Genomic DNA, 24,897 nt, shown 5'->3' with positions numbered 1-24,897 from the left:
ATTTTTTTAAAGGAAACTGCAATAGCTACCGAAAGAACACATCGTATCAACGGTGAAGTGACGGCACCAGAAGTGCGTCTGTCTGGTGTTGATAACGAACCTCTGGGTATCGTAAAACTGGGTGAGGCGTTTCGCTTAGCCGAAGAGGCTAATGTGGATTTGGTTGAAATTGCACCGAATGCACAACCACCAGTTTGTCGTTTGATGGATTACGGCAAGTTTAAGTATCAGGAGCAGAAAAAAGCTCATGAAGCCAAACTGAAGCAAAAAGTCATTTTGGTCAAAGAGGTTAAATTCCGCCCTGGTACCGACGATGGTGATTACAACATCAAGCTGCGTAATCTGGTCAAATTTCTTGATGATGGCGATAAAACCAAAATCACCCTGCGCTTTCGCGGACGTGAAATGGCGCATCAGGAAATCGGTATGCGTATGCTGGAACGTCTGAAGCTGGATCTGGAGCCGTACGGTCAGGTTGAGCAGTTTCCAAAAATGGAAGGTCGTCAGATGGTCATGATTCTGGCGCCAAAGAAAAAGAAATAAGTATTTTGCAGTACCTGCGTTGGCGGGAACTGCGATAGACAGGTTCAGTGATGAACCTGTCACAATAAGTGAGAAGTAGGCATCCAAGAGTAGCGATCGTTGCTGCCACCTACCATCATATAAAACTGGAGCTGTCTTAACAGACAGATAGTGTTATGCCAAAAATGAAGACGAAAAGCAGCGCAAAAAAGCGCTTCCGCGTCCGTCCAGGTGGTACCGTTAAACGCGGTCAGGCTTTTAAGCGTCACATCCTGACTAAGAAAACGACCAAAAACAAACGTCAATTGCGTGGTGCTGTAGGTGTTCATGACACCAACATGGTTTCCGTTATGCGCATGATGCCAAGTGCTTAACCTCATACTCATTATTTAAGGAGTTATTATGCCTAGAGTAAAACGTGGGGTTACAGCTCGTGCCCGTCATAAAAAAGTACTGAACCTTGCTAAAGGTTACCGTGGTCGTCGCAGTAAAGTATTCCGTATTGCCAAGCAAGCTGTTATGCGTGCTGGTCAGTACGCATACCGCGATCGCCGCAACAAGAAACGTGTATTCCGCGCGTTGTGGATCACGCGTATCAATGCAGCGACACGTCAACACGGTATGACTTACAGCGTATTCATGAACGGCCTGAAAAAAGCTGCGATTGAACTCGACCGTAAGGTATTGGCTGACATGGCAGTGACTGACAAACCAGCATTTGCTGCGATTGTTAATCAAGTCAAAGCCAACCTGGCAGCGTAATACAGCAAAATACTGAAGCAGTCTGCTTGCAGGCTGCTCTGGCAAGCGGGGCAGAGGTTGATTCCTATGCCCCGTTTTGTTTTCAGCTCATTATTTCAGCTTCTATGTAAGCGGGAACAACGCATGAACCCATTAGATCAAATCGTCAGCCAGGCATGTGCTGATTTTCTGGCGGCTGCCGATGCCGCAGCACTGGAAAATGCTAAAGCTTTATATCTGGGTAAAAGTGGCCAGATTACCGAACAGATGAAAAGCCTGGGGAAGCTTTCTCCGGATGAGCGTAAGACACAGGGTGCCGTCATCAACGCGGCTAAAGTACAGATTGAAAATGCCCTGACTGAGCGCCGTGAGGCCTTAGCCAATGCGCAGTTGCAGGCACGTCTGAGTGCGGAAGCAATTGATGTGACCTTGCCCGGCCGTGGTCGTGGTGTCGGCGGCATACACCCCGTCATGCGCACCTGGCAAAGAGTGGAAGAGATTTTCCGTTCTATCGGATTTGACGTGGCCGATGGCCCGGAAATTGAAACCGACTGGACCAACTTTACTGCTCTGAACAGTCCGGAAAACCATCCTGCGCGCTCCATGCAGGATACCTTCTATGTGGATGGTAGGGATAGTGAGGGTAAGCAGTTATTGTTGCGTACACATACCAGTCCGATGCAGGTGCGCTATGCGCGCATGAATCAGCCACCCATCAAAGTCATTGCTCCAGGACGCACTTACCGTGTCGACAGTGATGCAACTCATTCACCGATGTTTCATCAGGTTGAGGGACTATGGATTGCTGAGGATATCAGCTTCGCAGACCTGAAAGGGGTGTACCTGAATTTTGTAAAAGCTTTCTTCGAGACGAACGATTTACAGGTACGTTTCCGTCCATCTTATTTCCCATTCACAGAGCCGTCGGCTGAGATTGATATTGCCTTCGGCAGCGGTCCTCTGAAAGGGCGCTGGCTCGAAGTTTCTGGTTCCGGGCAGGTACATCCTGCGGTGATCCGTAATATGGGATTGGATCCTGAAAAATATATTGGCTTTGCATTTGGTTCAGGTTTGGAGCGTTTGACGATGCTGCGTTATGGCGTTAACGATCTGAGATTGTTTTATGAGGGCGATCTGCGCTTCCTGAAGCAATTTAACTGATAAATTCTGAATCAATCTGAACGCGGGGCGTTCAAATATCCAACATGAGACGGCTGAATTATGCAATTTTCTGAAAACTGGCTCCGTACTATGGTCGATCCGAAGATGACTTCGGATGAGCTATCCCATTTGTTGACCATGTCTGGTTTAGAGGTCGAAGAGGTGGAGCCGGTCGCTCCTCCGTTTTCTAATGTCGTGGTCGCCGAGATCCGGGAAATTAATAAACATCCTGATGCCGATCGCCTGAATGTATGTCAGGTCGATGTCGGTACCGGCACACTGCTCAGCATCGTATGCGGTGCACCGAATGTGCGTGTCGGTATGCGTGTGCCGTGCGCGATGGCGGGTGCAGTGCTCCCGCCTGGTCCGGATGGTAAGCCTTTTCTGATTAAAGTCGGCAAACTGCGTGGCGTCGAGTCTCAGGGTATGCTCTGCTCCGCGCGTGAACTGAAATTGTCTGAAGATCACGGCGGCTTGATGGACCTGCCATCGGATGCCCCGGTCGGGAAAAATTTCCGCGATTATTATCAACTCAATGACCTGAAGTTTACGATCAAGCTGACGCCGAATAAAGCAGACTGCCTGTCTGTTCTTGGTGTCGCACGCGAGGTTTCTGCGCTGACGGGTACACCGATACACCTTCCGACAACGAAGGCTTTGACGGTTGAATTGAATGAAAAACTTCCTGTCAACATATCCGCTCCAGATTTATGTGGCCGTTTCTGCGGTCGCGTAATCCGTGGCGTAAATGCAAAAGCGCCCACCCCCGAATGGATGAAGCAGCGCCTTGAGCGTAGCGGCCAGCGCCCGATCTCTGCTTTGGTCGACATTTCCAATTATGTGATGCTGGAGTTAGGCAGGCCAACCCATGTATTTGATCTGGATAAAATTCATGGCGGCCTTGACGTGCGCTGGGGAAGAGCCGGCGAGTCGCTCAAGTTATTAAATGGCAATACTGTTGATATTGACGAATGGGTCGGCGTGATTGCAGACGAGCGGGAAATCGAATCCCTGGCGGGCATTATGGGTGGTGATGCGACAGCTGTGACATTGAATACCCAGAATATTTATCTGGAAGCCGCATTCTGGTGGCCAAATGCGATTCAGGGACGTGCGCGCCGGTATAACTTCTCGACAGATGCTGCACATCGCTTTGAGCGGGGTGTTGATTTTGACAATATCGTTGAGCACATTGAACGTATCAGTGCGCTGATCGTAGAAATTTGTGGTGGTGCTGAGCAGGTCAGGCTGGGACCTGTTGATGATCAGATCGTTAATCTTCCGCAGCGTGCACCGGTCAGACTGCGTACCGCCCGTGCACAGAAAGTCATCGGTGTTCCACTGTCCGATGCGATGATTGCCGATATTTTTACACGCTTGAATTTACAGTTTACCCATCAGGAGGGGGAGTTCCTGGTGACGCCGCCATCCTATCGCTTCGACATTGAGATCGAAGAAGATCTGATTGAAGAAGTAGCCCGCGTATATGGTTTTGAAAATATTCCGGCATTACCCCCTGTTGCCGCTAATGCGATGCGGATTGCTCCCGAAAATCATCGCACATTGTTTGCCATCCGGCGTCTGATTGCTGACCGTGATTATCAGGAAGTGATTAATTACAGTTTTGTGGATGAGTCCTGGGAAGCTGATTTTGCCGGAAATGCTAAACCGGTACGCGTGGTTAATCCGATCGCCAGTCAGATGAGTGTTATGCGCACCAGCCTGCTTGGCAGTCTCATTGCAAATGCCCGATACAATCTGAATCGTAAGGTCAGCAGGGTTCGCGTATTTGAGATTGGTGCAGTTTATCTGCAGGATCCGACGGTGCAGGACGGTCCATTGACCGTTGCCGGCTATCACCAGCCTAAACATCTTGCTGCGCTTGCTTATGGAGCTGTTGTTGAAGAGCAGTGGGGTCAGGTAACGCGGAATGTAGATTTTTTCGATATTAAAGCAGATCTGGAAGCCTTGTTTGCACCTAAGATTTTGCGTTTCGTCAAAACTGAGCATGTTGCCTTGCACCCAGGGCGCAGTGCCCGGATTGAATGCGATGGTCAGATAGTCGGTTATATCGGTGAGCTTCATCCGCGTCTGCAGCAGAAATATGATTTGCCACTGGCGCCAGTGGTATTTGAGGTCAATGTGGATGCTTTGCAGAATGTGACTGTCCCTGTCTACGAAGAAATTTCCAAATTCCAGGCGGTGACCCGAGACTTGGCGCTGGTTGTGCGGCAAGATGTTCCTGCGCAGGAGTTATTGGATATCTTTCATGCAGAAGCTCAGGGAAATCCAGTTTGCCGTATCATGCAAGCCGTTGTTTTATTTGATGAATATCGTGGAAAGGGATTGAACGAGGATGAGAAAAGCCTTGCTTTCCGGTTTAGCTTGCAAGATACTCAAGCTACCTTACAGGATGAAAAAGTTGAAGCTGCAATGAGTGCATTAGCGCATGCAGCCTGTGCAAAATTTGCAGCCAGATTGCGATAAGTGTTGTGGCTGGAACAGTATAGATAAATGAGTTCGATCATGAATGATGTAAATTCTGCGGAATTTCAATCGGTATTGGATGCAGATCTGAATCGTGCAATGCAGGAGGCACGGGCTCGTTCTCAAGCAGAAAAAGAGTTGCCCACTTTAACTAAGGCGGAATTAGCCGAACTGTTATTTGAACAGGTCGGATTAAACAAACGCGAAGCGAAAGATATGGTGGAAACTTTTTTTGATGAAATCCGGGACGCATTGGAAAGAGGGTCTGCGGTGAAATTGTCCGGTTTTGGCAATTTTCAGCTACGGGACAAGCCACAGCGCCCGGGGCGCAATCCGAAAACAGGAGAAGAAATTCCGATTACAGCGCGCCGCGTCGTCACTTTTCATGCCAGTCAAAAATTGAAGGGTATGGTTGACGAGGCGGGCGGCCAAACACTTGCTCATGCCGCCTGAGTATGACTGATATCAAAATTGAGACCAGCAGCTTGCCAGCTATTCCTGCCAAGCGTTATTTCACAATCGGCGAGGTGAGCGAGTTGTGCGGTGTTAAACCGCATGTACTTCGCTATTGGGAGCAGGAGTTTTCTCAACTGAAGCCGGTCAAGCGTCGCGGAAACCGGCGCTATTATCAACATCATGAGGTTCTGCTGATTCGTCGTATACGTGAGTTATTGTATGAACAGGGATTTACGATTAATGGCGCAAGAAATAAGTTAGGTTCCCATTCTTCACGTGCTGTACAGGAGGTGTTTATCGTAGATCCGGCCATTAGTTTGCCGCAGATACGCGATGAATTACAGGCTGTGCTGACTTTACTGAAAATCTGAATTTATCCGGAGATGGTATTTACCATCGTCCCGGACAAATTTCCATAATGTTTTAACCGCGTAGGATTTTTTTCTGCGATTGCTTGAAAGCAGCGACTTGATGTGTCGCTGCTTTTTTCTTTTGGATTGCCTGGATCGAGATGACCGGTGCATTTTTTTCAGACACCGCACTGATCCTGAATATGCTGACCGCAGTACTCAGGGACATCGCCTGCTGCTCCAGCTTATTGGTGGATGCTGTTGCTTGCTCTACGAGGCTGGCGTTGTGCTGGGTGATTTCATCAATACGGGTAATGGCCTGATTTACACTGGAAATACCCTTACTTTGTTCCTGGCTTGCATCGCTGACGTGTTTGATCAGGTGTGTGACCTGTTTTACATTGGTTGCGATTTCCTGCATGGTTTTACCAGCAGAATTAATCATGTTGCTACCTTGTTCTATGGCTGTTCCTGAGGTCGTGATCAGGGCTTTGATTTCTTTGGCCGCATTTGCACTTCGCTGTGCCAGATTTCTCACCTCACTGGCAACAACCGCAAAGCCACGCCCCTCCTGACCTGCCCGTGCGGCTTCAACCGCGGCATTCAATGCAAGAATATTGGTCTGAAATGAAATGCTATCCATGACGCCGATAATTTCAGAAATCTTTTTCGAATTGTGAGTAACGGACTGCATGCTGTCGATGGCTTTTTCCATGACTTCCAGACCTTGATTCACATGGGTGGCCGAGCTATGAATCAAGCTGCTCGCCTGGGCCAGATTGGCGGCATTTTCCTGAATAGTGCCGGTCAGTTGCTCAACCGAGCTGGCGGTCTGTTGTAATGCTCCGGCCTGGTGATCCGTACGGCTCGCCAGATCAACGGTCTCTTCGTGAATTTCATGGGCAATGTCATTGACTGTGACGGCGTCTGAACGAATTCCTGCAATGAGTTGACTCAGGCTCTGATTCATTGTGGATACTGCATTCGTCAGTTGGGCAAATTCGTCTTTACCTGCATGCTGATGAATATTGGAAAAATCTCCGGAAGCTGTTTTTTCTATTGCTTCGGTCAGTACCTGAATTTCCTTAGATAAAGTCAGATAAATCGCCATCAGGAAATAACTGGCAATCAGTATCAGGACGATGATGGCTGAAAACATTTTAATGATTTTCAGATTTAACTGGCTGATCGATTCTCCCAAGCGTTGATCAATCAGGTGCGCTACATTAGTGCCTGCTGTATTCAGTTGCTGGATAGTGACATCACCAGCTTCGGAAAATGCTTTGCCAGAACTTTGATTCACAGATGCCAGCACTTCATCCTGAGCGCGGTCAAAATATTTTTGCACGTTCGTCAGCGCGGTCTGCAGATTGTCCAGCGGAGTTTTATACTCTATGTTTTCTTTTTTATACTGACTAACTGCGTTGCTTAACTGCCCAAGCTCAACTTTCACGCTCATTTGCAGTGAATTCAGCATGACATCTTCACCGGCCTCAAATAAACCCGTATCAATGTAAGCCGCCCCGCGGGATGCCATCACGGAGATTTTTTCCTCAATAGCGGGCAGGGATTTCAAATATAAAGAACTCAGTTCATTCGTCGTGAAATCACTGTCGAGAGACAATTTTGAATTGTTTGCCAGCTGAGCCGTTTTCAGATTAATCGAGTCCAGCAGTTGGGTGTGGGCTTTAAAGCTGTCAGGAGCTTTCATCGTCATGACCGCGCTGCTCAGATTGCCCCATTGTTTTTTCAGGTCGCTGTTTGGCGCTGCAGTATCAATTGCTTGAGTGATGGTGGTTTCAAGCGGTTTGATGCGGTCAGTGACTTGTTTATTACCCGTCAGCTGCAGGTGGAGCAAAGTGCGATGCTGGCGTATTAAGGTGGCGAGTGCCTGGTTTTGTTGAATCAACTGGAGGCTATGTTGTTTATTTTTTGCTGATGCAACCTCGATGCGAAGTTCACTGAACAACAGTGCCAGAACGATGAACAAAGGAATTGCAAAACCAGCGGAAATAAAGGCAATTTTCTGGCTGATGCGCAGGTTTTGCATCAGGCGGATAGCCGGAGAAAAGAGGGAGCGCATAAATAATGGGATATAAGAGGAAGAAAAACTTGATTTACGGAAATTTTATGCTCCGAATATGACCCGCCTATGACGTTTTATTCTTATTTATGGAGAGTTTGGGGTCGCAACCTTAATTGCGGTACCGGAAAGCGGCAGGGATTGCATATCTTTGTGCCACGCTGATAATGTGATGTGATCTACAAATCAAGTGTTGTCATGTAATCAATTTTATTGTATTGGGATACATGAATAAATAACGTAACGCTAATATCCCTGCTGAATTGAACTAAGCAACTGCCAGGTAGAATAGGGGAGGGGGGGCTGAACCGGGAGAATCTGTCACAGAAAAACGATGGCATGCTAGGCATTACAAATGGGGATGTATCTGCAGCTACATCGGCATTACGTAAAACTGGTTGCCGGTGACTTTCATCATGTTGACATCAGAGTTTTTTACGCACTGACAGCAGATTCAATCATCGTTAACGCACTCGGGGTCGTAATTGTTACGACCCCGTAAAAATGATCTATGAACGAATAATTCACAGTAATTACTTGGCTCCCCGACCTGGACTCGAACCAGGGACCTGCGGATTAACAGTCCGTCGCTCTACCGACTGAGCTATCAGGGAACAGAAGATATGAAGGTCTTCAAAAAACTTGATTTGCAGTGATTTTTTAATGAAGTTCACTGCCTACTTGAAATTCTTGGCTCCCCGACCTGGACTCGAACCAGGGACCTGCGGATTAACAGTCCGTCGCTCTACCGACTGAGCTATCAGGGAACAGAGACAAAGATTATATGCTTTGCCTCATTACCTGTCAATAACTTGGCAAACCAAAATTACAAGACACTGGCGATCGCATCAATGACGCCGTCAATATTTTTACTGTTTAAGGCAGCCACACAGATACGGCCGGTATCGACTGCATAGATGGAATGTTTGTCACGCAATTGCGCAACCTGCCCCTTGCTCAGTCCGGAGTAGGAGAACATACCGCGTTGCTGGATCACAAAATCAAAATTCTGTGCCGGTACTTTTGTTTTGAGTTTGCTGACAAAGGCATTGCGCATTTCACGGATACGAACACGCATTCCTGCCAACTCGTCCTCCCACAGCTGGCGCAACTCCGGTATTGCTAATACGGTTGCGACCACCTGGCCGCCATGCGATGGTGGATTCGAGTAATTCGTACGGATCACTCGCTTGAGCTGCGACATGATGCGTGATGCTTCTTCTGCGCTGGATGCTGCAATGCTCAGTGCACCAACCCGCTCACCATACAACGAGAAGGATTTGGAAAATGAATTTGAAACAAATAGCGCGCCGCCGGCTTCGGCAAAGCGCCGTACAACCTGGCCGTCAGCTTCAATACCATCGCCGAAGCCCTGATAAGCCATATCCAGGAACGGGATCAGTCCCCGGCTTGTAACAACTTCAATTACCTGTGTCCATTGTTCATCCGACAGGTCTGCACCGGTAGGGTTATGGCAGCAGGCATGCAGCAAGATGATGGAGCCAGCAGGCATGGTTTGCAGCGCATTTAACATACCTGCAAAATTGACGCCGCGTGTTGCTGCATCGTAGTAAGGATAAGCATTGACTTTGAAGCCCGCAGATTCAAACAGGGCGCGGTGGTTTTCCCAGCTTGGATCACTGATCCAGACTTCGGAATCAGGAGCGAACCGCTGTAAAAAGTCGGCTCCCAGCTTCAATGCTCCGGTGCCACCGATAGCCTGGGCTGTGACAGCCCGTTTTTCTTTGACAACGGCACTGTCTGCGCCAAATACCAGATCCTGTACTGCACGGTCGTAGGCCGCGAGCCCTTCAATTGGCAGATAGGTGCGCGGTGCATATTTTTCGATCAGGATCGCTTCTGCTTTTTTGACGCATTCAAGCAAAGGTACTTTGCCGTTGTCGTCGTAATAGACGCCGACGCCAAGGTTAACCTTAGCCGGATTCTGATCGGCATTATAGGCTTCCGTGATGCCAAGAATCGGATCGCGCGGTGCCATCTCGATGGCGGAAAACAGGGGGGAGGAGGCTGGAGCAGTCATCGTGATAATATGAAATTAAACAGTCGTCGCCGACAGTTACGGTTGGAATAAAGTAAAAATGCAAAAATCATAAGATTTACGTAAAATGACTTCAGCAAGGTATGCTGTGCAAGACTGTATGAAGCACGGATACGTACCAGGGCAGCGTAACGGATGATTGCGCCTTTAGTCTGTTGTTTTGCGTAAATCCTATTCAGCCTCACATTTTAACAAAGGTTCTGCACGATGGCAGTCGCACCAGTGAATTCAGTCCCTTTATCCGAGCAATTGGATGAAGACAAATTTATTTCTTTTCCGGATTCTCCCTATCAGCTCTATCAGATGTTTCCACCAGCAGGTGATCAGCCGGCAGCGATTGCACAATTGGTGGAGGGAATTCGGGACGGCTTATTTTTTCAGACCCTGCTGGGAGTGACCGGTTCAGGGAAAACCTACACTATGGCCAATGTGATCGCGCGCACAGGTCGCCCAGCTATCGTGTTTGCACCTAACAAGACGTTAGCAGCACAGTTGTATAGTGAATTCAGGGAATTTTTTCCGCGCAACGCCGTTGAATACTTTGTTTCTTACTACGACTATTATCAGCCTGAGGCTTATGTGCCGCAGCGTGACTTGTTTATTGAAAAAGATTCAGCGATCAATGAGCATATTGAGCAGATGCGCCTGTCCTGTACCAAATCGTTGATGGAACGCCGTGACGTGATTATCGTCGCAACGGTTTCAGCGATTTACGGTATTGGCAATCCGAATGAATATCATCAGATGATTCTGACTCTGCGTGCCAGGGACAAGGTCAGTCAGCGCGATATCATTGCGCGCCTGATTCAGATGCAATACACCAGAAATGAAATCGATTTTGGCCGTGGTACTTTTCGCGTCCGCGGCGATACGATTGACATTTTCCCTGCCGAACATGCTGAGCTGGCAGTCAGGGTCGAGATGTTTGATGATGAAATTGAAAATCTGCAGTTATTCGATCCGCTGACCGGGCGAATTAAACAAAAAATTCCGCGCTTTACCGTTTATCCTGGTTCTCATTATGTGACCCCCAGAGAAACGGTGTTGCGCGCCATCGAAACAATCAAGGAAGAGCTGCGTGAACGGCTGGATTTTTTCCGTCGCGAGAATAAGCTGATTGAAGAGCAGCGTATTGAACAGCGTACCCGCTTTGATCTGGAAATGATGGCCGAGATTGGATTCACTAAAGGAATTGAAAATTATTCACGGCACCTGAGCGGCGCCTTGCCGGGCGAGCCGCCACCGACTCTGGTGGATTATCTGCCACCGGATGCCTTGATGTTTCTGGATGAGTCCCATGTACTGACCGGTCAGCTCAATGGTATGTATAACGGTGACCGGGCACGTAAGACCAACCTGGTTGACTACGGATTTCGTTTGCCTTCGGCGTTGGACAACCGGCCACTGAAATTCGCCGAGTTTGAAAGCAAAATGCGGCAGACGGTTTTTGTTTCGGCAACGCCGGGCGATTACGAACATGCCCATGCCGATCAGACAGTTGAGCAGGTGGTGCGCCCGACCGGACTGGTTGATCCCGAAGTAGAGGTACGTCCTGCATTGACGCAGGTGGACGACCTGATCGGTGAAATCACGGAGCGGATCAAAAAGAATGAACGGGTGCTGGTGACAACACTGACCAAACGCATGGCTGAACAACTGACCGAATTTTTGGGAGATAACGGAATTAAAGTTCGTTATCTGCACAGCGATATCGATACGGTAGAGCGGGTCGAAATTATCCGGGATTTACGGCTCGGCACTTTTGACGTGCTGGTCGGTATCAACCTGTTACGCGAAGGTCTGGATATTCCTGAGGTGTCTCTGGTCGCCATTCTGGATGCGGATAAAGAGGGATTCCTGCGTTCGGAGCGCAGCCTGATCCAGACCATCGGGCGAGCGGCACGGAATCTGCATGGCAAAGCGATTTTGTATGCCGATAAAATCACCGATTCCATGCGCAGGGCAATGGGTGAAACCGAGCGTCGCCGCCAGAAACAACTGATTTTTAATTCGGAAAACAATATCACGCCGACCGGCATTCGTAAGCAGATTAAAGATATTATTGACGGCGTTTATCATCAGCAGGATGCGCGTGATAATCTGGTTGCTGCACAGGAGCAGGCCAAATATGAAGTCATGAGCGAGAAGCAGATCAGCCGTGAGATCAAGCGCCTGGAAAAACTCATGACGGAGCATGCGAAAAATCTGGAGTTTGAAAAAGCAGCTCAGGTACGTGATCAGTTGGCGCACCTGAAGCAGATGCTGTTTGGTGCGGGAGGGGCAGATTCGCTGCCATCCGCCTGACATCAGCTGAATCAGGATGAAACCGGATGGGCGACAAAGTTTCAGAATCACGAAATATCAGTCTCTCAATCCCCTGTTGTGCACGCATGATGCGAATGAAAATCAGGTTCATAATACAAGAACTGGTGCACTATATACCGGCTTCATGGAGCGGAACAAATGCATGACGAACCATGGTTTTCGAACGAACAACTGGCGACGATTCTCAAAGCGCTACCTGACCCCGCTTTCATCCTGACGCGCAGTGGTCGTTATGCGGCTATTTTTGGCGGCTCCGATTCACGCTACTATCATGATGGCAGTGTACTGATCGGAAAGTGGATTTCTGATGTGCTGAGTGATGAGAAAACCGCGTGGTTTATGCAGGAAATCGGCAAGGCGCTGGAATCCCGGAATCTTCATGTGGTGGAGTATGGTCTTTCCGGTCAGGATGTCCGTGGTTTGCCGCCTGGCGGCCCTTCCAGTGTGATTTGGTTCGAGGGACGGGTGCAGGCGCTGGCATTTCAGGTTCAGGGCGAGGATGCAGTGTTGTGGGTGGCAAGCAATATCACTGTACGCAATGATTATGAAGTCAGGTTACGTATTCAGAGCGAAACAGATCCGTTGACGGGCTTATTCAATCGTCGCAAATTAATGGAGGCACTGAGCGATCAGTATGAGATGTTTACACGTTACGGAACGCCAATGTCGCTCCTGATGTTTGATATCGATGACTTTAAGCGTGTGAACGATGAATACGGGCATCTGAATGGTGACCGTGCAATTCAGGTCGCTGCCGAAGTTTGCAGGAGTGAATTCCGCAGTACGGATATTCCTGCGCGTTTTGGCGGAGATGAATTCGTGATTCTGATGCCGCATACTGATCTGGCGCAGGCAGTTCCGATTGCCGGCCGTTTGCGATTGCGTATTGCCGAGGCATTGCGTCTGACGGGGGATTTGGGTGAGGGTGCAACGATCAGCGGTGGCCTGAGTCAACTGCTGCCGATGGATGTCTCCTGCCATGAAGTACTGAAACGCGCGGACGATGCTTTGTATCAGGCCAAACGTGCAGGGCGCAATTGCATCATCAGTCAATAGCAGAGTGACCCCGCGTACTCAAGAAAGATGGCGGTGTCGTAATGCGGATGTTAAGTAGCTGGAAGCTGGCTGCAGATCTGATTGCGTCCATGCTGCTTGGCTTCATACAGCATGGCATCCGCTCGCAAAAACAGGTCATTTTCTGATGCATAGTCCGGGAAACCTGCCATTCCGCCGCTGAAGCTGAAATATTTTTGTTCTCCTGGCTTGACCTCAAATGCAACCTTGGTGAAGCTTTCGCGCATGGCATCCAGTTTTTGCCGGCCTTGTTCCAAAGAACAGTTCCAGAAAATCATGACGAATTCTTCGCCGCCAAAACGGCTCAGTAGATCCTGCTCGCCGAGTTGCGCAGACAGTACCAGCGATAAGCGCTTGATCACAATATCGCCAAAGTAATGGCCCCACGTGTCATTAATCGTCTTGAATTTATCGATATCGATAATGCCGTAAGCAAGCGGAACACCACCCTGGCTGGCTTTGCGTATCCATTCTTGTGCTTTTTTCTGTAAGCCGATCTTGTTCAGTAAACCGGTTGCGCGGTCTCTGCTGATCAGGTCTTTGCTGGTCCTGATTTTTTCTATCCGATTGAGCAGTTGCCGGGTCAGGATATCCGGTTCAGTAAATGTCATCACTTCATCAAAACCGCTGTCGAGCGCGCGCCGGGTCATTGCCGGTGTGGGATGCCGCTGCAGCATGATAATTTCTTGGCCAGGATCAAACTCAATATTTTTTTTCAGTACCCTGACCAGCGCTTCGGTATTGAGGTAATGGTTTTCATCAATCAGTACAATATCTGGCCGGGTATCCCTGACTCTCAGGTGAAGTGCCCGCGGTTCATGCACCTGTAGCAGTTCGACCGTATTGCTGTTGAGCATCGGGATGTCTACCGGCAGGGTATCCCCCAGATACATGATGGCATTGCTTTCTCCCCGGCGATGCCGGCCGAACAGATTGAATAATTTTTCGACCAGTACCGTATTGCTGATGGGTTTTTCTGCGTATGCCAGGCAATTGCTGTCTACCAGTTTTTGCTGCAACAGGAAGCGCTCCCCCTGTCGTAAAGTTTGCAGATAGATGTACTGGCGGTGTGTGGGCAGGCGTTGCAGCAGGTCGCTCAGGAACATGGTCTGACGACGCTGTTGCTGCATATCGTCCTGCATGTTGTACAGCACATCAAGATCAATCACAAACAAGGTGCTGTCGCCAGAGAGTTCGACCGCTTGGACAAAATCCCGCATTTGGTCATAAAAGCGGATATCAAAATCGTATTTGTGTGCAGCCAGCAATAACTCGTCTTTATTATCTTTAATGAAAAAAGTCTGAGTAAGCAGCATGACCTGATTTTTATACAATGAACTTGCTTCCGCCATTCTTACTCCATATCCAATTGAGACAGCCAGTCTTTGTCGTTCCACACTGGAACAGGCCGCATTATTTTATCCGGGATCATTCTTGCACAGATTGCCTATCAGGAATAGTAAGCATGTCCCGGCGCCGGATCAGCATGATGATGTTAAATATTGTGCCTTCATGTTCAGCTTTGCAACAAAGCAATGGTGCTGATGTAGTAACTGGTCATTACCTCGGCTCCTCAAAACTGGTCAAGAATGGTCATTCCTTTATAACATGTTCAGGAGACATCATGGCAGGTAAAAAGATATTGATGCTGGTGGGTGATTTTGTGGAAGATTATGAAGCGATGGTGCCGTTCCAGACTTTGCAGGCAGTCGGACATCAGGTGCATGCCGTCTGCCCGAACAAAAAAGCGGGAGATTATGTCGCAACGGCGATTCATGACTTTGAGGGACAGCAGACTTACACAGAAAAACCGGGTCATCGTTTTACGGTGACGCATGATTTTACACAGGTGTGCGAACAGGATTACGATGCCCTGCTGATTCCCGGCGGACGCGCTCCGGAATATCTGCGTTTGAATCCGCGAGTGTTGGCGATCGTGCAGCATTTTGCGCAGAGCAATAAGCCGGTTGCGGCGGTTTGTCATGGAGCGCAGATACTGGCGGCTGCTAAGGTGCTGAACGGCGTGTCCTGTTCAGCTTATCCGGCCTGCCAGCCGGAAGTGGAAGCAGCCGGCGCGACTTATGCTGCAATTGCAGTCATAGAAGCCGTGACGGATAAAAATTTTGTGACGGCACCCGCCTGGCCTGCGCATCCTGCGTGGCTGTCACAATTTCTCGTGTTATTAGGTACAAAAATCCATTTGTAGGCCGGGTAATGACCGTATAATCGTGCATAAATTTTCTTGACGATGGGCGGGAAAACATGTGTGAAATTTTTGTGAAGGCCGATCCTGGCCTGTACGAATCCAAAGCGCGCTCTATACGCTTGCACGGCGTCGTCACATCGATACGTCTGGAAAAACTGTTTTGGCAAACGCTGGATGAAGTTGCAGCCCGGGATAGTATGAACACCATTCAGCTCATCACGAAACTGTATGATGAACTGATCAGCTATCGCGGACAAATAGATAATTTCAGTTCATTCCTGCGCGTCTGTTGTCTGCGCTATACTTCGCTGATGGCGGATGGTACTATTTCTTCTGACAAGCGGCTACCGCTGGCTGCCGTCAGGGAATTGCATACCGGAGCACAACGATTTTTCATTTGATTTTGATGTCTGTTAGCAGCAGCGCAAATTTGCCGGGTGCCGTTGGCCCGGCATTTTTTATGCGAACGTCATTTTCCTTATTTTTAGCATTTCTTTCCGGACGCTGATTTTTTCAGATACTCCCATCTTATCCAGTATTTTAGGGTTGGATACCATGGTCAAATAAGGGAATTAAAAATATACTCCCCTTCAGTATATGAGAACTGTGTTCCTCAGATAAGCAGATGAAATAAGAGCATGCCTGGAATTGAAAGGATTTTTTTCAGTTATGATCATTCTTTCTAACTTTTCCTGATACCACCATGAAAGCTGCACTCCTTGTGATTGATGTGCAACGTGGTTTGTTTGATGGTGAACCTCGCTCGTGGCAGGCCGATGCTGTGGTAGCCCGGATTAATGGACTGGCAGAGCGGGCGCGTCATGCCTGTGTACCGGTTGTGTTCATTCAGCATGAAACGGCAGACGGGGCGCTGACATTTGGCTCAGAGGGCTGGCAACTGGAACAGCATCTGATACTGGAAGACGGCGATACCATCCTCCGGAAGACTACGCCGGATTCTTTTTTGCGCACCGAGCTTCATGAGTTGTTGCAGAAATGGAAAACAGATCAGCTGGTCATCTGCGGTTATGCGACCGAGTTTTGTGTCGATACCACCACCCGCAGGGCAGCGGGGTTGGGTTATCCGGTCATCCTGGTGTCCGATGCGCATACCACACACGACAAAGCGCATGCCAGGGCAGCGGAAATCTGGACTCATCACAATGCGACTTTGCCGGAAATCTGCAGTTTCGGACCGATGATTCAGGCTTTGCCTGCCGAACGTGTGGTGTTTGGCCTGTAACCGGAGCAGCGGCAGTCAGATTGATGGGAGGACTATAGGTGACAACACGTCAGAGGGATCGCTGATCCGTCTGCGTCATGTGATTGATGCAAGTTATGGTAGGACTCGATTGACTGCCTGTACTTCTGATTGTTGCCAGGCAGTCAATGAGAAATCAACACTATTAACCGGCAGCGACGCGTTGACTGATGTGTGCCAACGCTTCTTCAACCTGATCAATCAGGATCAGACACAAGTCTCCTTCAGCGAGCCGGTTCATCGCCAGATCAATGGCAATGAATTCGCCGGTGATTTCATCAATTCGCTGTGTTTTGCTGGCATTTTGCAAGCCAGTACGCAACAGGGCAATGACCTCACCATCCTGTCGCCCACGCTGGCATTGATCCTGGTAGAGGATAACGTCATCGAACGCTTCACCGAGAATTTCAGTCTGCTGACGGATATCCTGATCCCGCCGGTCACCGGCACCACTAATGACCACCGAGCGGCGTCTGGCGGGCATAGTTTCCACGGCCTTGACCAGAGCCAGCATGGCATCCGGATTGTGACCGTAGTCGGCAATCACCGTTGCGCCGCGGAAGTTGAACATATTAAAGCGACCCGGTGCATTGTCATTTTCATTCGCAAAGCTTTTCAGGCCGGCACGGATATGGTTCCAGTCGATCGCCACGGCCCAGGCTGCTGCCACCGATGCCATGACATTCTCGACCTGAAAGCTAATGGTTCCGTTGCGTGTTATCGGCACTTCGCTCAGCGGGATTGTTTCGCGGAACTTGCCTTCGGCAGCAACCAGATGGCCGTTTTCAATGTAGACCACGCGCTTGCCCTGGGCTTTGTGCGCCGCCATGACCGGATATTGTTGTACGTCAGCAGCAAAGAAAATGACGGCGGAAGGGCAATTGGCGGCCATGTTAGCGACGATCGGGTCGGCTGCATTCAGCACGGCGTAACCATCGTCAGCAACGTTCTGGACGATCACACGTTTTAACACGGCCAGATCTTCCACGGTCGTAATGTAATTCAGGCCGAGATGGTCTCCGGAGCCGATATTCGTGACGACAGCGACCTGGCAGCGGTCATAAGCCAGACCTTCGCGCAAGACGCCACCACGCGCTGTTTCAAACACGGCGGCATCGACGTCAGGATGGGACAGCACATTCCGGGCGCTGCGCGGCCCGCTACAGTCACCGCTGTCGATCTGACGGCCATTGACGTAGACGCCGTCGGTGTTGGTCATGCCAGTGCGCAGGCCGCTGCTGGCAATCAGATGGGCAATCAAACGCACTGTGGTAGTTTTGCCGTTGGTGCCGGTGACCGCCACGATCGGGATACGGCCGTCTTCACCTTCGTCAAACATGGCATTGATAATGGCTTCACCAACTGCGCGACCTTTACCGAACGAGGGAGACAGATGCATCCGCAGACCCGGCGCGGCATTGACTTCCACGATCCCGCCGTTTTGCGCTTCGATCGGTTTCAATACGCTGTCGCATACCAGATCGACGCCACAGATATCCAGTCCGACCATTTGTGCGGCGGCCACGGCTCTTGCTGCTACTTCCGGATGGACGTCGTCTGTCACATCGGTAGCAGCGCCGCCAGTAGAAAGATTGGCATTATTGCGCAGAATGACACGCTGACCTTTAGGCGGAACCGAGTCGGCTTCAAAACCCTGTTTGGCCAGGCTCGCGAGAGCGATGTCGTCAAACCGGATTTTGGTGAGCGAGGTGGAGTGACCGCTGCCGCGGCGAGGATCTTTGTTGACCTGTTCAACCAGCTGACGCACAGTCTGCTTGCCATCGCCGACGACTTGCGGCGGATCACGGCGTGCTGCCGCAACCAGTTTATTGCCGATCACCAGTAACCGGAAATCGTTGCCCGGTAGGAAACGTTCCACCAGAATATCGTCACGGAATTCGCTGGCGGCATGAAATCCTGCTTCAAGCTGCTCGCGTGTCGTGACGTTTACTGTCACGCCTTTACCCTGATTGCCATCCTTGGGTTTGACAACTACCGGCAAGCCGATTTCGAGCGCAGCAGCCCAGGCATCATCCGGATTTTCAACGACTCGCCCTAAGGGAACCGGCACACCGGCGGCATGCAGTAATTTCTTTGTCAGCTCTTTATCCTGAGCGATGGCTTCTGCGATGGCGCTGGTACCATCCATTTCGGCTGCCTGAATTTTGCGTTGACGGGACCCCCAGCCGAAGGCGACCAGGCTGCCATCAGTCAGACGGCGGTAAGGAATATTGCGTGCTACCGCAGCATTGACGATGGAACCTGTTGAAGGCCCGAGACGAACATCTTCATCCAGTTCGCGCAATTGCTCTAACGCGGCGGCAAGATCAAAGCTGCTATTGCTCATGGCAGCTGCAATCAGTTTCTCTGCCAGCTCCAGTGCCAGGCGGCCGACAGCTTCTTCTGAATATTCCACGACGACCTGAAAGATGCCGGGTTCGAGCGTCTGCGTGGTGCGGCTGAAGGTGACTGGACATCCGGCCTGCGCCTGCAGTCCGAGGGTTGCCAGCTCATAGACGTGCGCCATCGGAATAGCATCGTTGTGACCCGTGGGCTGCAGAATACTCAGCTCAGGAAACAGGGCGCGCAGCCGGTCTTCAAACCCAGTCATCTCTGCAATCGAGCATTCTGCTTCGTTGCAGGTGACGATGGCTTCAACCGCCGTATGATGGCTCCAGAGATTCGGGCCGCGCAAGGCACGGATGCGTGATACTTCCATAAAACTTAGTCCTGTTGAAAAAGGCTTTTACCGGGTAATGCTGTGATGCAGATGGTGCAGTACCCGTCCGATATATGCTTTCTGACCTGCCCGAACAACGCGAAAGGCTCGTCAGGCGCCGTCAGATTGCATGGAATAAAACTGAAATTATCAGTGCGTCAATCAGTACGTTACCTTCTGACTTGAATCAAATGTCCGGAGACCGGCGCCAATCAGCTCGGGGCTGATATCCAGCGCCCAGGCCGCAGCGACTGCTGCCATGATTGTTTCAGGCTGCTGCGCTTTAGCCGGTTTCAGTGAGGAAAGGGGGAGCAGAGCCGTTTCTTCAGCACCGCTGGCCAGGACGATATGGTTATCCCTGACAAATACGACCCGCTCACCGATTGTCCGATGTTTCACAATGGTTTCCAGTCCTGCATCCAGCGCGTAGAAAATCACCTTGCCATCGCATAGCTCTGCCAGTTCCGCAACAGCTGGCTCAGCGGCATTTAACACTGCAACACCGTCAGGCAGCACAACATCAATCTGCGTTCGCATGATCTTGTACATTTGATCTGCATCGTTGATATAAAACTCGCCCAGACCAGCGTGACCGTCCAGATCAGTGACGACTCCGACCCGGCATTTATCATAGGCAAGCCCATCCGTCAGAATGGCTTTTGCATTGGTCTCAAAAACAGCAGCCTGTACTGAACGGTTAATCAGCAGGCGCTGACCAGACTCCCAGTCGGCACATTGACCTTCCGTGACCAGGCGTTTGTTCAGATAAAGTCCTTGAGCACTGGCAACACCCGTTTGTCGGCCGCTGATATGAATCAGGGCGCCGACCAGGCGTGCAATGAGACTGGTATTACGGGTACCTGCGACGCCGACAATATCAATGCGTCCGGTTTCTTCCGGACCGAATAAATGATCGATGATCGCTTTGCCGACATGACGACCTTCGCCATTAGCAGGTTTGATATGTGCGAGCAATCCAGGGCTGGCGTTGACTTCGATAATCGCTCCCTGATGTTTCTGGAGCGGTTCTGCGATGTTTTCCGTGACCAGATCGACACCGGCGATATCGAGTCCGACGATGCGTGCAGCCAGCGTTGCAGCTTCCGCTACTTCCGGGTGAATGGAATCGGTGACGTCCAGGGCAACATTGCCGTTGAGCTGGATCAGAACTTTTTGTTTATCGAGTGGAACTGAGCCGGCATGCATACCCTGTCTTTGCAGTTCCAGAATCACTTCGGCGGCAACCGCCGGGTCAATGATATTCAGCGGGAATTCTTCTGTGGTGCCGCGTCGCGGGTCGGTATTAATCTGGCTGTCAACCAGTTCTTTCACGGTGGAATGGCCATCGCCGGTTATCCAGAGTGACTCGCCTTTGCCGACTGCCACGACTTTGTTACCGACCACCAGAACTCGATGTTCATGACCGGTGATAAAACGTTCGACGATCACGCTCTTGCTTCCGCCTTTGCGGGCGGCAAGATGATACGCGGCCTCTACATCATCCTTTGTCATCAGATTCAGCGATACGCCACGACCGTGATTGCCGTCATACGGTTTGATGACGACTGGCAGGCCGATATCCTGCGCCTCTTCCCAGGCTTCTTCCGGACTGCGCACAATGCATCCTTCAGGCACCGGGACGCCGCAGGATTTTAATAAAGTTTTAGTCAGGTCTTTGTCGCAGGCGATACTCTCTGCAATTGCGCTGGTACGGTCAGTTTCTGCTGTCCAGATACGGCGCTGCGCAGCGCCATGCCCCAGCTGCACCAGATTGCCATCGGTGAGGCGAATGGATGGAATGCGTCTGTCGGTAGCGGCATCAACAATGCTGGCTGTGCTTGGTCCCAGGCAGCGGGCGTCAACCAGATCGCGCAATCCGGCCAGCTTTCCGTTCAGATCAAAAGGAGTGTCATTGATGGCGGCCATCAGCAAGTCGCGTCCGATCTCTAAAGCCACCCGGCCAACTTTTTCTTCCCGGGTGCGGAAGGCCATCTTATAAACGCCAGCCTGACTGGTGGAGCGTGTCTGCCCGAAACCGGTACGCATTCCTGCCAGATTTTGCAATTCCAGGACAACATGTTCCAGAATATGGCCGGCCCACGTGCCTTCACGCAGGCGCTCAAGAAAACCACCGCGCTCGCCAACACCGCAACGATGTTCGATCAGACCTGGCAGCCAGCTGGTCAGCCGTTCAAACAAGCCGGGCAATTGATTGGATGGTGAGTCTTCCAGCGCCCCGATATCCAGCCAGCTTTCAATCACCGGGCGATATGTCCAGATATTTGGTCCGCGTAAATGACTGACGCGCAATATGCTGATATCTTTCTTTTTTGTTGTCATGTAAGTAATTTCTTTTTTGAAGCCGGGTCCATGCCGGATCTTTTCAAATATAGTGCAATTTGCGTTTTCAGAATGGTTTCGCCAGTGGAATTGAATTTCAACCGGCAGGGCTGACTCACAGACCAGCTTATTTATTCATTATCCTGCCAGAAAGAAAGACGGCGTTGCTGGTATACTTGCGCCAGAGCGCAACAGCCGAACCCCCATGATCAGTTTTATCTGATGATTTTTCTTCCTATAGAATACCGTAAATTGTCGCTTCCGTGATATGGCACATGCCTCTGACGGGAATCAAGTTACCTCTTTTTTCAAAAAAAATGACTCCGGATTGATCCGGAGTTTGCCATTGAGCCGGAGTTTGCCTCACGATGACCACCTCACCGACCAGTTCTGATCAGCCTTTATTATCGCTTTCCGCATCGTGGAAAACTGCTCTTACCAGTCAGCTCGCTGAAAGCGAGAACGTTTTAAGTGTATTGGAGGTTGACCTCGATAACAGACTGCATTTCGTCAAAGGTCTGGTTGTCGTCACTGACTGCGGCATCAAGTCGCTGCCTGCCGGCGGTAAAGACTGGCAAAACTGGAATTTCCGGCCCGGCTTGCAGCTGTCGCACCATGATCATGCCGGTGTCGGCCATTTACAGCTGACGGATGAACAAGGCCTGTTGTCGGACTGGCGGTTTACGTTAGGGCAGAATCTGCATGCGATCCGTTTGCTGGATCACTTCAATGAGCAATTACAAAGCCATCTGACAGGACAGCCCGTGGTGCGTGCAGAGCAGAATATCTGTCCAAGCTGCAAAGCGATACTCGAACCGGATCAGGAAGAGTGCCCGGTCTGCACCAAAGTGATTTATACCCCGCCATCGACCTGGACATTATTCCGTCTCTGGCGGTTTGCGCATCCTTATCGTATCCAGCTGCTGATTGGTTTTACCCTGATGCTGCTCGGAACTGCAGCGCATATGATTCCGCGTTACCTGACCAAGCCGCTGACCGACGAAGTGCTGATTCCCTATCAGAACAGTCAGCATGTCGATCCGCATCTGGTTGTCCTGTACATTGGCGGACTGCTGGGGTCTGCTGTCATTGCCTGGCTGCTGAGCTGGGGAAAAACCTATATTCTGGCGCTGGTTTCGGAGCGGATCGGGGCAGATCTGCGAACCGCCACTTATGAGCATCTGTTGAAATTGTCACTGGAGTATTTCGGTGGCAAGCGTACCGGTGATCTGATGTCCCGTATTGGCAGCGAGAGTGACCGTATCTGTGTTTATTTATCTTTGCATCTGTTGGATTTCGCGACCGATGTGCTGATGTTTGTGATGACTGCAGTCGCTTTACTGCAGATCAATACCAAGCTGGCGCTGGTGACTTTGCTGCCTTTGCCATTCATCGCCTGGATGATCCATCTGGTCAGAGACAAATTACGCACCGGATTTGAAAAAATTGACCGTGTGTGGGGAGAAGTCACCAACGTGCTGGCTGACACCATTCCCGGTATCCGTGTGGTGAAAGCCTTTGCCCAGGAGCAGCGGGAAGCCAACCGTTTTCGCGTCGCTAACAAACACAATCTGGCAGTCAATGATCGTCTGAACAAGGTCTGGTCTTTGTTCTCGCCCACGGTATCTTTCCTGACCGATCTCGGGATTCTGGTGGTTTGGGGATTTGGGATCTGGCAGGTATCGCATAATGAAATCACGGTGGGTTCCCTCGTGGCTGCGGTCGCTTTCATCAGTAATTTCTATGGCCGGATTGATTCTATGAGTCGTATCGTTTCCGTGACGCAAAAATCAGCTTCCGCGGCCAAGCGTATTTTCGATATTCTGGATCATGTTTCCAGCGTTCCTGATCCGCAGCAGCCGGTTGCCATCAAGGAAGTGAAAGGTCAGATTGAATTGCGTGAAGTCGGATTCCGTTATGGCAACCGCGCCGTCAATCGTGGTATCAGCCTGAATATCCGTCCCGGAGAAATGATCGGCCTGGTTGGGCATAGTGGTTCGGGCAAAAGTACGCTGGTTAACCTGATTTGTCGTTTTTATGACGTGTCGGAAGGTGCGATCCTGCTTGATGGAGTGGATATCCGGTCGTTTGCCGTTGCTGATTACCGGAAAAACATCGGTCTGGTCTTGCAGGAGCCATTCCTGTTTTTCGGTACCATTGCCGAAAATATCGCCTATGGTAAGCCAGATGCAAGTCGCGACGAAATCATTGCTGCTGCACGTGCGGCGCATGCACATGAGTTTATCCTGCGTTTGCCGCAGGGCTATGATTCGATGGTCGGCGAGCGCGGCCAGGGATTATCCGGTGGTGAACGGCAACGTATTTCGATTGCCCGTGCCCTGCTGATTGACCCACGCATTCTGATTATGGATGAAGCGACTTCTTCCGTTGATTCCCAGACAGAAAAAGAAATTCAGAAAGCGCTCGATAATCTGGTTCAGGGGCGCACGACGATTGCCATTGCACACCGCTTATCCACATTGCATAAAGCCGACCGTCTGGTGGTGCTGGATCGTGGGCAGGTGGTGGAGGTCGGCGGACATGATGAACTGATGGCGAAGCAGGGTGCTTATTACGAGCTGTATCAGGCACAGGCGCGTCATGCTGAACTGATGGGAGAAGAATAATGAGTACAGCCGGGTTTGAATTACATCGCAATAGTTTCGGTAAACTGGTTTTGCGTAATGCCGGTGGCGAGGTATTTGAGGGCGTGAGTCCGGTACGGGCATTCCCGATTCAGTCTCCGATGTCTGGAATTTCGCTGGTGACAACGGATGGGCGTGAAGTGGCATGGATTGATGTTTTGACCGATCTGCCTCAAACCGCCCGCCAACTGGTGACCATTGAACTGGAGGGGCGGGAATTCATGCCTGAGATTCAGCGGATCAACGGTGTCAGCAGTTTCGCCCTGCCTTGTACCTGGAGCGTCAGCACTGACCGCGGGGAAACTGAATTTGTGCTGAAAGGAGATGAGGATATCCGGCGCATCGGGAAAACTTCACTGCTGATTACGGACAATCACGGCATTCAGTTTCTGATCCGAGATATGTTTGAGATTGACCGGCATAGCCGGAAAATTCTGGATCGTTTCTTGTAAAAAGCAGTGGCAATAT

General features: G+C 50.4%; 19 protein-coding genes and 2 tRNA genes. 14 read left to right on the top strand and 7 right to left on the bottom strand.

Features of this window, described 5'->3' with window-relative positions; genetic code table 11:
* The 7 genes from infC to HV832_RS03910 all read left to right on the top strand — a co-directional run bounded on the left by infC (position 1) and on the right by HV832_RS03910 (position 5,738).
* Positions 1 to 543, top strand: a complete 543-nt coding sequence (gene infC, locus HV832_RS03940; protein WP_317889298.1) for a translation initiation factor IF-3 — start codon at positions 1 to 3, stop codon at positions 541 to 543.
* A gap of 155 nt (positions 544 to 698) precedes the next feature.
* Positions 699 to 896 (top strand): 50S ribosomal protein L35, encoded by a 198-nt coding sequence (gene rpmI / locus HV832_RS03935; RefSeq protein ID WP_176802260.1) that lies wholly within the window; start codon positions 699 to 701, stop codon positions 894 to 896.
* A 28-nt stretch (positions 897 to 924) separates the two neighbouring features.
* Entirely contained in the window at positions 925 to 1,284 is a 360-nt protein-coding gene (gene rplT / locus HV832_RS03930) for a 50S ribosomal protein L20 (RefSeq protein ID WP_162020099.1), read from the top strand.
* A 123-nt stretch (positions 1,285 to 1,407) separates the two neighbouring features.
* Positions 1,408 to 2,424 (top strand): phenylalanine--tRNA ligase subunit alpha, encoded by a 1,017-nt coding sequence (pheS, locus tag HV832_RS03925; RefSeq protein ID WP_176802259.1) that lies wholly within the window; start codon positions 1,408 to 1,410, stop codon positions 2,422 to 2,424.
* Between the two features lie 60 nt (positions 2,425 to 2,484).
* On the top strand, positions 2,485 to 4,911 hold the full coding sequence (gene pheT / locus HV832_RS03920; RefSeq protein WP_176802258.1) for a phenylalanine--tRNA ligase subunit beta: 2,427 nt from the start codon (positions 2,485 to 2,487) through the stop codon (positions 4,909 to 4,911).
* A gap of 99 nt (positions 4,912 to 5,010) precedes the next feature.
* Positions 5,011 to 5,364 (top strand): integration host factor subunit alpha, encoded by a 354-nt coding sequence (locus tag HV832_RS03915; protein WP_455431985.1) that lies wholly within the window; start codon positions 5,011 to 5,013, stop codon positions 5,362 to 5,364.
* Positions 5,365 to 5,366: 2 nt separating this feature from the next.
* On the top strand, positions 5,367 to 5,738 hold the full coding sequence (locus HV832_RS03910; RefSeq protein WP_176802256.1) for a MerR family transcriptional regulator: 372 nt from the start codon (positions 5,367 to 5,369) through the stop codon (positions 5,736 to 5,738).
* 52 nt (positions 5,739 to 5,790) lie between these two features.
* Here HV832_RS03910 and HV832_RS03905 read toward each other — a convergent pair whose 3' ends face one another.
* The 4 genes from HV832_RS03905 to HV832_RS03890 all read right to left on the bottom strand — a co-directional run bounded on the left by HV832_RS03905 (position 5,791) and on the right by HV832_RS03890 (position 9,841).
* On the bottom strand, positions 5,791 to 7,800 hold the full coding sequence (locus HV832_RS03905; protein ID WP_176802255.1) for a methyl-accepting chemotaxis protein: 2,010 nt from the start codon (positions 7,798 to 7,800) through the stop codon (positions 5,791 to 5,793).
* A 538-nt stretch (positions 7,801 to 8,338) separates the two neighbouring features.
* Positions 8,339 to 8,414 (bottom strand) — tRNA-Asn (locus tag HV832_RS03900).
* Between the two features lie 77 nt (positions 8,415 to 8,491).
* Positions 8,492 to 8,567 (bottom strand) — tRNA-Asn (locus HV832_RS03895).
* 59 nt (positions 8,568 to 8,626) lie between these two features.
* Positions 8,627 to 9,841 (bottom strand): amino acid aminotransferase, encoded by a 1,215-nt coding sequence (locus HV832_RS03890; protein ID WP_176802254.1) that lies wholly within the window; start codon positions 9,839 to 9,841, stop codon positions 8,627 to 8,629.
* 225 nt (positions 9,842 to 10,066) lie between these two features.
* On the opposite strand from HV832_RS03890, the gene uvrB reads away from it, so the two are divergent.
* Both uvrB and HV832_RS03880 read left to right on the top strand, forming a co-directional pair.
* Positions 10,067 to 12,163, top strand: coding sequence for an excinuclease ABC subunit UvrB (gene uvrB / locus HV832_RS03885; RefSeq protein ID WP_176802253.1), 2,097 nt, complete (start codon positions 10,067 to 10,069; stop codon positions 12,161 to 12,163).
* Between the two features lie 159 nt (positions 12,164 to 12,322).
* Complete coding sequence (locus tag HV832_RS03880) at positions 12,323 to 13,240, top strand: GGDEF domain-containing protein (RefSeq protein ID WP_176802252.1); 918 nt, start codon at positions 12,323 to 12,325, stop codon at positions 13,238 to 13,240.
* Positions 13,241 to 13,290: 50 nt separating this feature from the next.
* On the opposite strand, the gene HV832_RS03875 is transcribed toward HV832_RS03880, so the two are convergent.
* Positions 13,291 to 14,610: a GGDEF domain-containing protein gene (locus HV832_RS03875; RefSeq protein WP_176802251.1), complete on the bottom strand. Its 1,320-nt coding sequence runs from the start codon at positions 14,608 to 14,610 to the stop codon at positions 13,291 to 13,293.
* A gap of 272 nt (positions 14,611 to 14,882) precedes the next feature.
* Between HV832_RS03875 and HV832_RS03870 the strand changes: the two genes are divergently transcribed.
* From HV832_RS03870 to HV832_RS03860, 3 genes are all read left to right on the top strand, one after another.
* Entirely contained in the window at positions 14,883 to 15,464 is a 582-nt protein-coding gene (locus HV832_RS03870; protein WP_176802250.1) for a DJ-1/PfpI family protein, read from the top strand.
* A 56-nt stretch (positions 15,465 to 15,520) separates the two neighbouring features.
* The gene (locus HV832_RS03865) at positions 15,521 to 15,865 is read left to right on the top strand and encodes a ribbon-helix-helix domain-containing protein (protein WP_176802249.1); all 345 of its coding nucleotides are present in this window, start codon (positions 15,521 to 15,523) and stop codon (positions 15,863 to 15,865) included.
* A 302-nt stretch (positions 15,866 to 16,167) separates the two neighbouring features.
* A complete protein-coding gene (locus tag HV832_RS03860) occupies positions 16,168 to 16,707 on the top strand; it encodes a cysteine hydrolase family protein (protein ID WP_176802248.1) in 540 nt (179 codons plus the stop codon).
* A 163-nt stretch (positions 16,708 to 16,870) separates the two neighbouring features.
* Here HV832_RS03860 and cphA read toward each other — a convergent pair whose 3' ends face one another.
* Both cphA and HV832_RS03850 read right to left on the bottom strand, forming a co-directional pair.
* Positions 16,871 to 19,444 (bottom strand): cyanophycin synthetase, encoded by a 2,574-nt coding sequence (gene cphA, locus HV832_RS03855; RefSeq protein ID WP_176802247.1) that lies wholly within the window; start codon positions 19,442 to 19,444, stop codon positions 16,871 to 16,873.
* 162 nt (positions 19,445 to 19,606) lie between these two features.
* Complete coding sequence (locus HV832_RS03850; protein WP_176802246.1) at positions 19,607 to 21,784, bottom strand: cyanophycin synthetase; 2,178 nt, start codon at positions 21,782 to 21,784, stop codon at positions 19,607 to 19,609.
* Between the two features lie 368 nt (positions 21,785 to 22,152).
* Between HV832_RS03850 and HV832_RS03845 the strand changes: the two genes are divergently transcribed.
* Both HV832_RS03845 and HV832_RS03840 read left to right on the top strand, forming a co-directional pair.
* Positions 22,153 to 24,411 carry a cyanophycin metabolism-associated ABC transporter gene (locus HV832_RS03845; protein ID WP_176802245.1) on the top strand — a complete coding sequence of 753 codons (2,259 nt, stop codon included), beginning with the start codon at positions 22,153 to 22,155 and terminating at the stop codon, positions 24,409 to 24,411.
* Positions 24,411 to 24,881: a cyanophycin metabolism-associated DUF1854 family protein gene (locus HV832_RS03840; protein ID WP_176802244.1), complete on the top strand. Its 471-nt coding sequence runs from the start codon at positions 24,411 to 24,413 to the stop codon at positions 24,879 to 24,881. The genes HV832_RS03845 and HV832_RS03840 overlap by 1 nt, the downstream gene beginning before the upstream one ends.
* The last annotated feature ends 16 nt before the right edge of the window (positions 24,882 to 24,897 follow it).

The organism is Cognatundibacterium oligocarboniphilum (assembly GCF_013377855.1).
Taxonomy (GTDB): Bacteria; Pseudomonadota; Gammaproteobacteria; order Burkholderiales; family Burkholderiaceae_D; genus Undibacterium; species Undibacterium oligocarboniphilum.
The sequence above is the reverse complement of the archived record's forward strand: the minus strand, read 5'-3'. Positions and strand labels throughout refer to the sequence as shown.

Excerpts from the sequence above, each read along its gene's own strand:
- rpmI (WP_176802260.1), top strand. The coding sequence starts at position 699 with ATGCCAAAAATGAAGACGAAAAGCAGCGCAAAAAAGCGCTTCCGCGTC.
- rplT (WP_162020099.1), top strand. The coding sequence starts at position 925 with ATGCCTAGAGTAAAACGTGGGGTTACAGCTCGTGCCCGTCATAAAAAA.
- pheS (WP_176802259.1), top strand. The coding sequence starts at position 1,408 with ATGAACCCATTAGATCAAATCGTCAGCCAGGCATGTGCTGATTTTCTG.
- pheT (WP_176802258.1), top strand. The coding sequence starts at position 2,485 with ATGCAATTTTCTGAAAACTGGCTCCGTACTATGGTCGATCCGAAGATG.
- HV832_RS03915 (WP_455431985.1), top strand. The coding sequence starts at position 5,011 with ATGCAGGAGGCACGGGCTCGTTCTCAAGCAGAAAAAGAGTTGCCCACT.
- HV832_RS03910 (WP_176802256.1), top strand. The coding sequence starts at position 5,367 with ATGACTGATATCAAAATTGAGACCAGCAGCTTGCCAGCTATTCCTGCC.
- HV832_RS03905 (WP_176802255.1), bottom strand. The coding sequence starts at position 7,800 with ATGCGCTCCCTCTTTTCTCCGGCTATCCGCCTGATGCAAAACCTGCGC.
- HV832_RS03890 (WP_176802254.1), bottom strand. The coding sequence starts at position 9,841 with ATGACTGCTCCAGCCTCCTCCCCCCTGTTTTCCGCCATCGAGATGGCA.
- uvrB (WP_176802253.1), top strand. The coding sequence starts at position 10,067 with ATGGCAGTCGCACCAGTGAATTCAGTCCCTTTATCCGAGCAATTGGAT.
- HV832_RS03880 (WP_176802252.1), top strand. The coding sequence starts at position 12,323 with ATGCATGACGAACCATGGTTTTCGAACGAACAACTGGCGACGATTCTC.
- HV832_RS03875 (WP_176802251.1), bottom strand. The coding sequence starts at position 14,610 with ATGGCGGAAGCAAGTTCATTGTATAAAAATCAGGTCATGCTGCTTACT.
- HV832_RS03870 (WP_176802250.1), top strand. The coding sequence starts at position 14,883 with ATGGCAGGTAAAAAGATATTGATGCTGGTGGGTGATTTTGTGGAAGAT.
- HV832_RS03865 (WP_176802249.1), top strand. The coding sequence starts at position 15,521 with ATGTGTGAAATTTTTGTGAAGGCCGATCCTGGCCTGTACGAATCCAAA.
- HV832_RS03860 (WP_176802248.1), top strand. The coding sequence starts at position 16,168 with ATGAAAGCTGCACTCCTTGTGATTGATGTGCAACGTGGTTTGTTTGAT.
- cphA (WP_176802247.1), bottom strand. The coding sequence starts at position 19,444 with ATGGAAGTATCACGCATCCGTGCCTTGCGCGGCCCGAATCTCTGGAGC.
- HV832_RS03850 (WP_176802246.1), bottom strand. The coding sequence starts at position 21,784 with ATGACAACAAAAAAGAAAGATATCAGCATATTGCGCGTCAGTCATTTA.
- HV832_RS03845 (WP_176802245.1), top strand. The coding sequence starts at position 22,153 with ATGACCACCTCACCGACCAGTTCTGATCAGCCTTTATTATCGCTTTCC.
- HV832_RS03840 (WP_176802244.1), top strand. The coding sequence starts at position 24,411 with ATGAGTACAGCCGGGTTTGAATTACATCGCAATAGTTTCGGTAAACTG.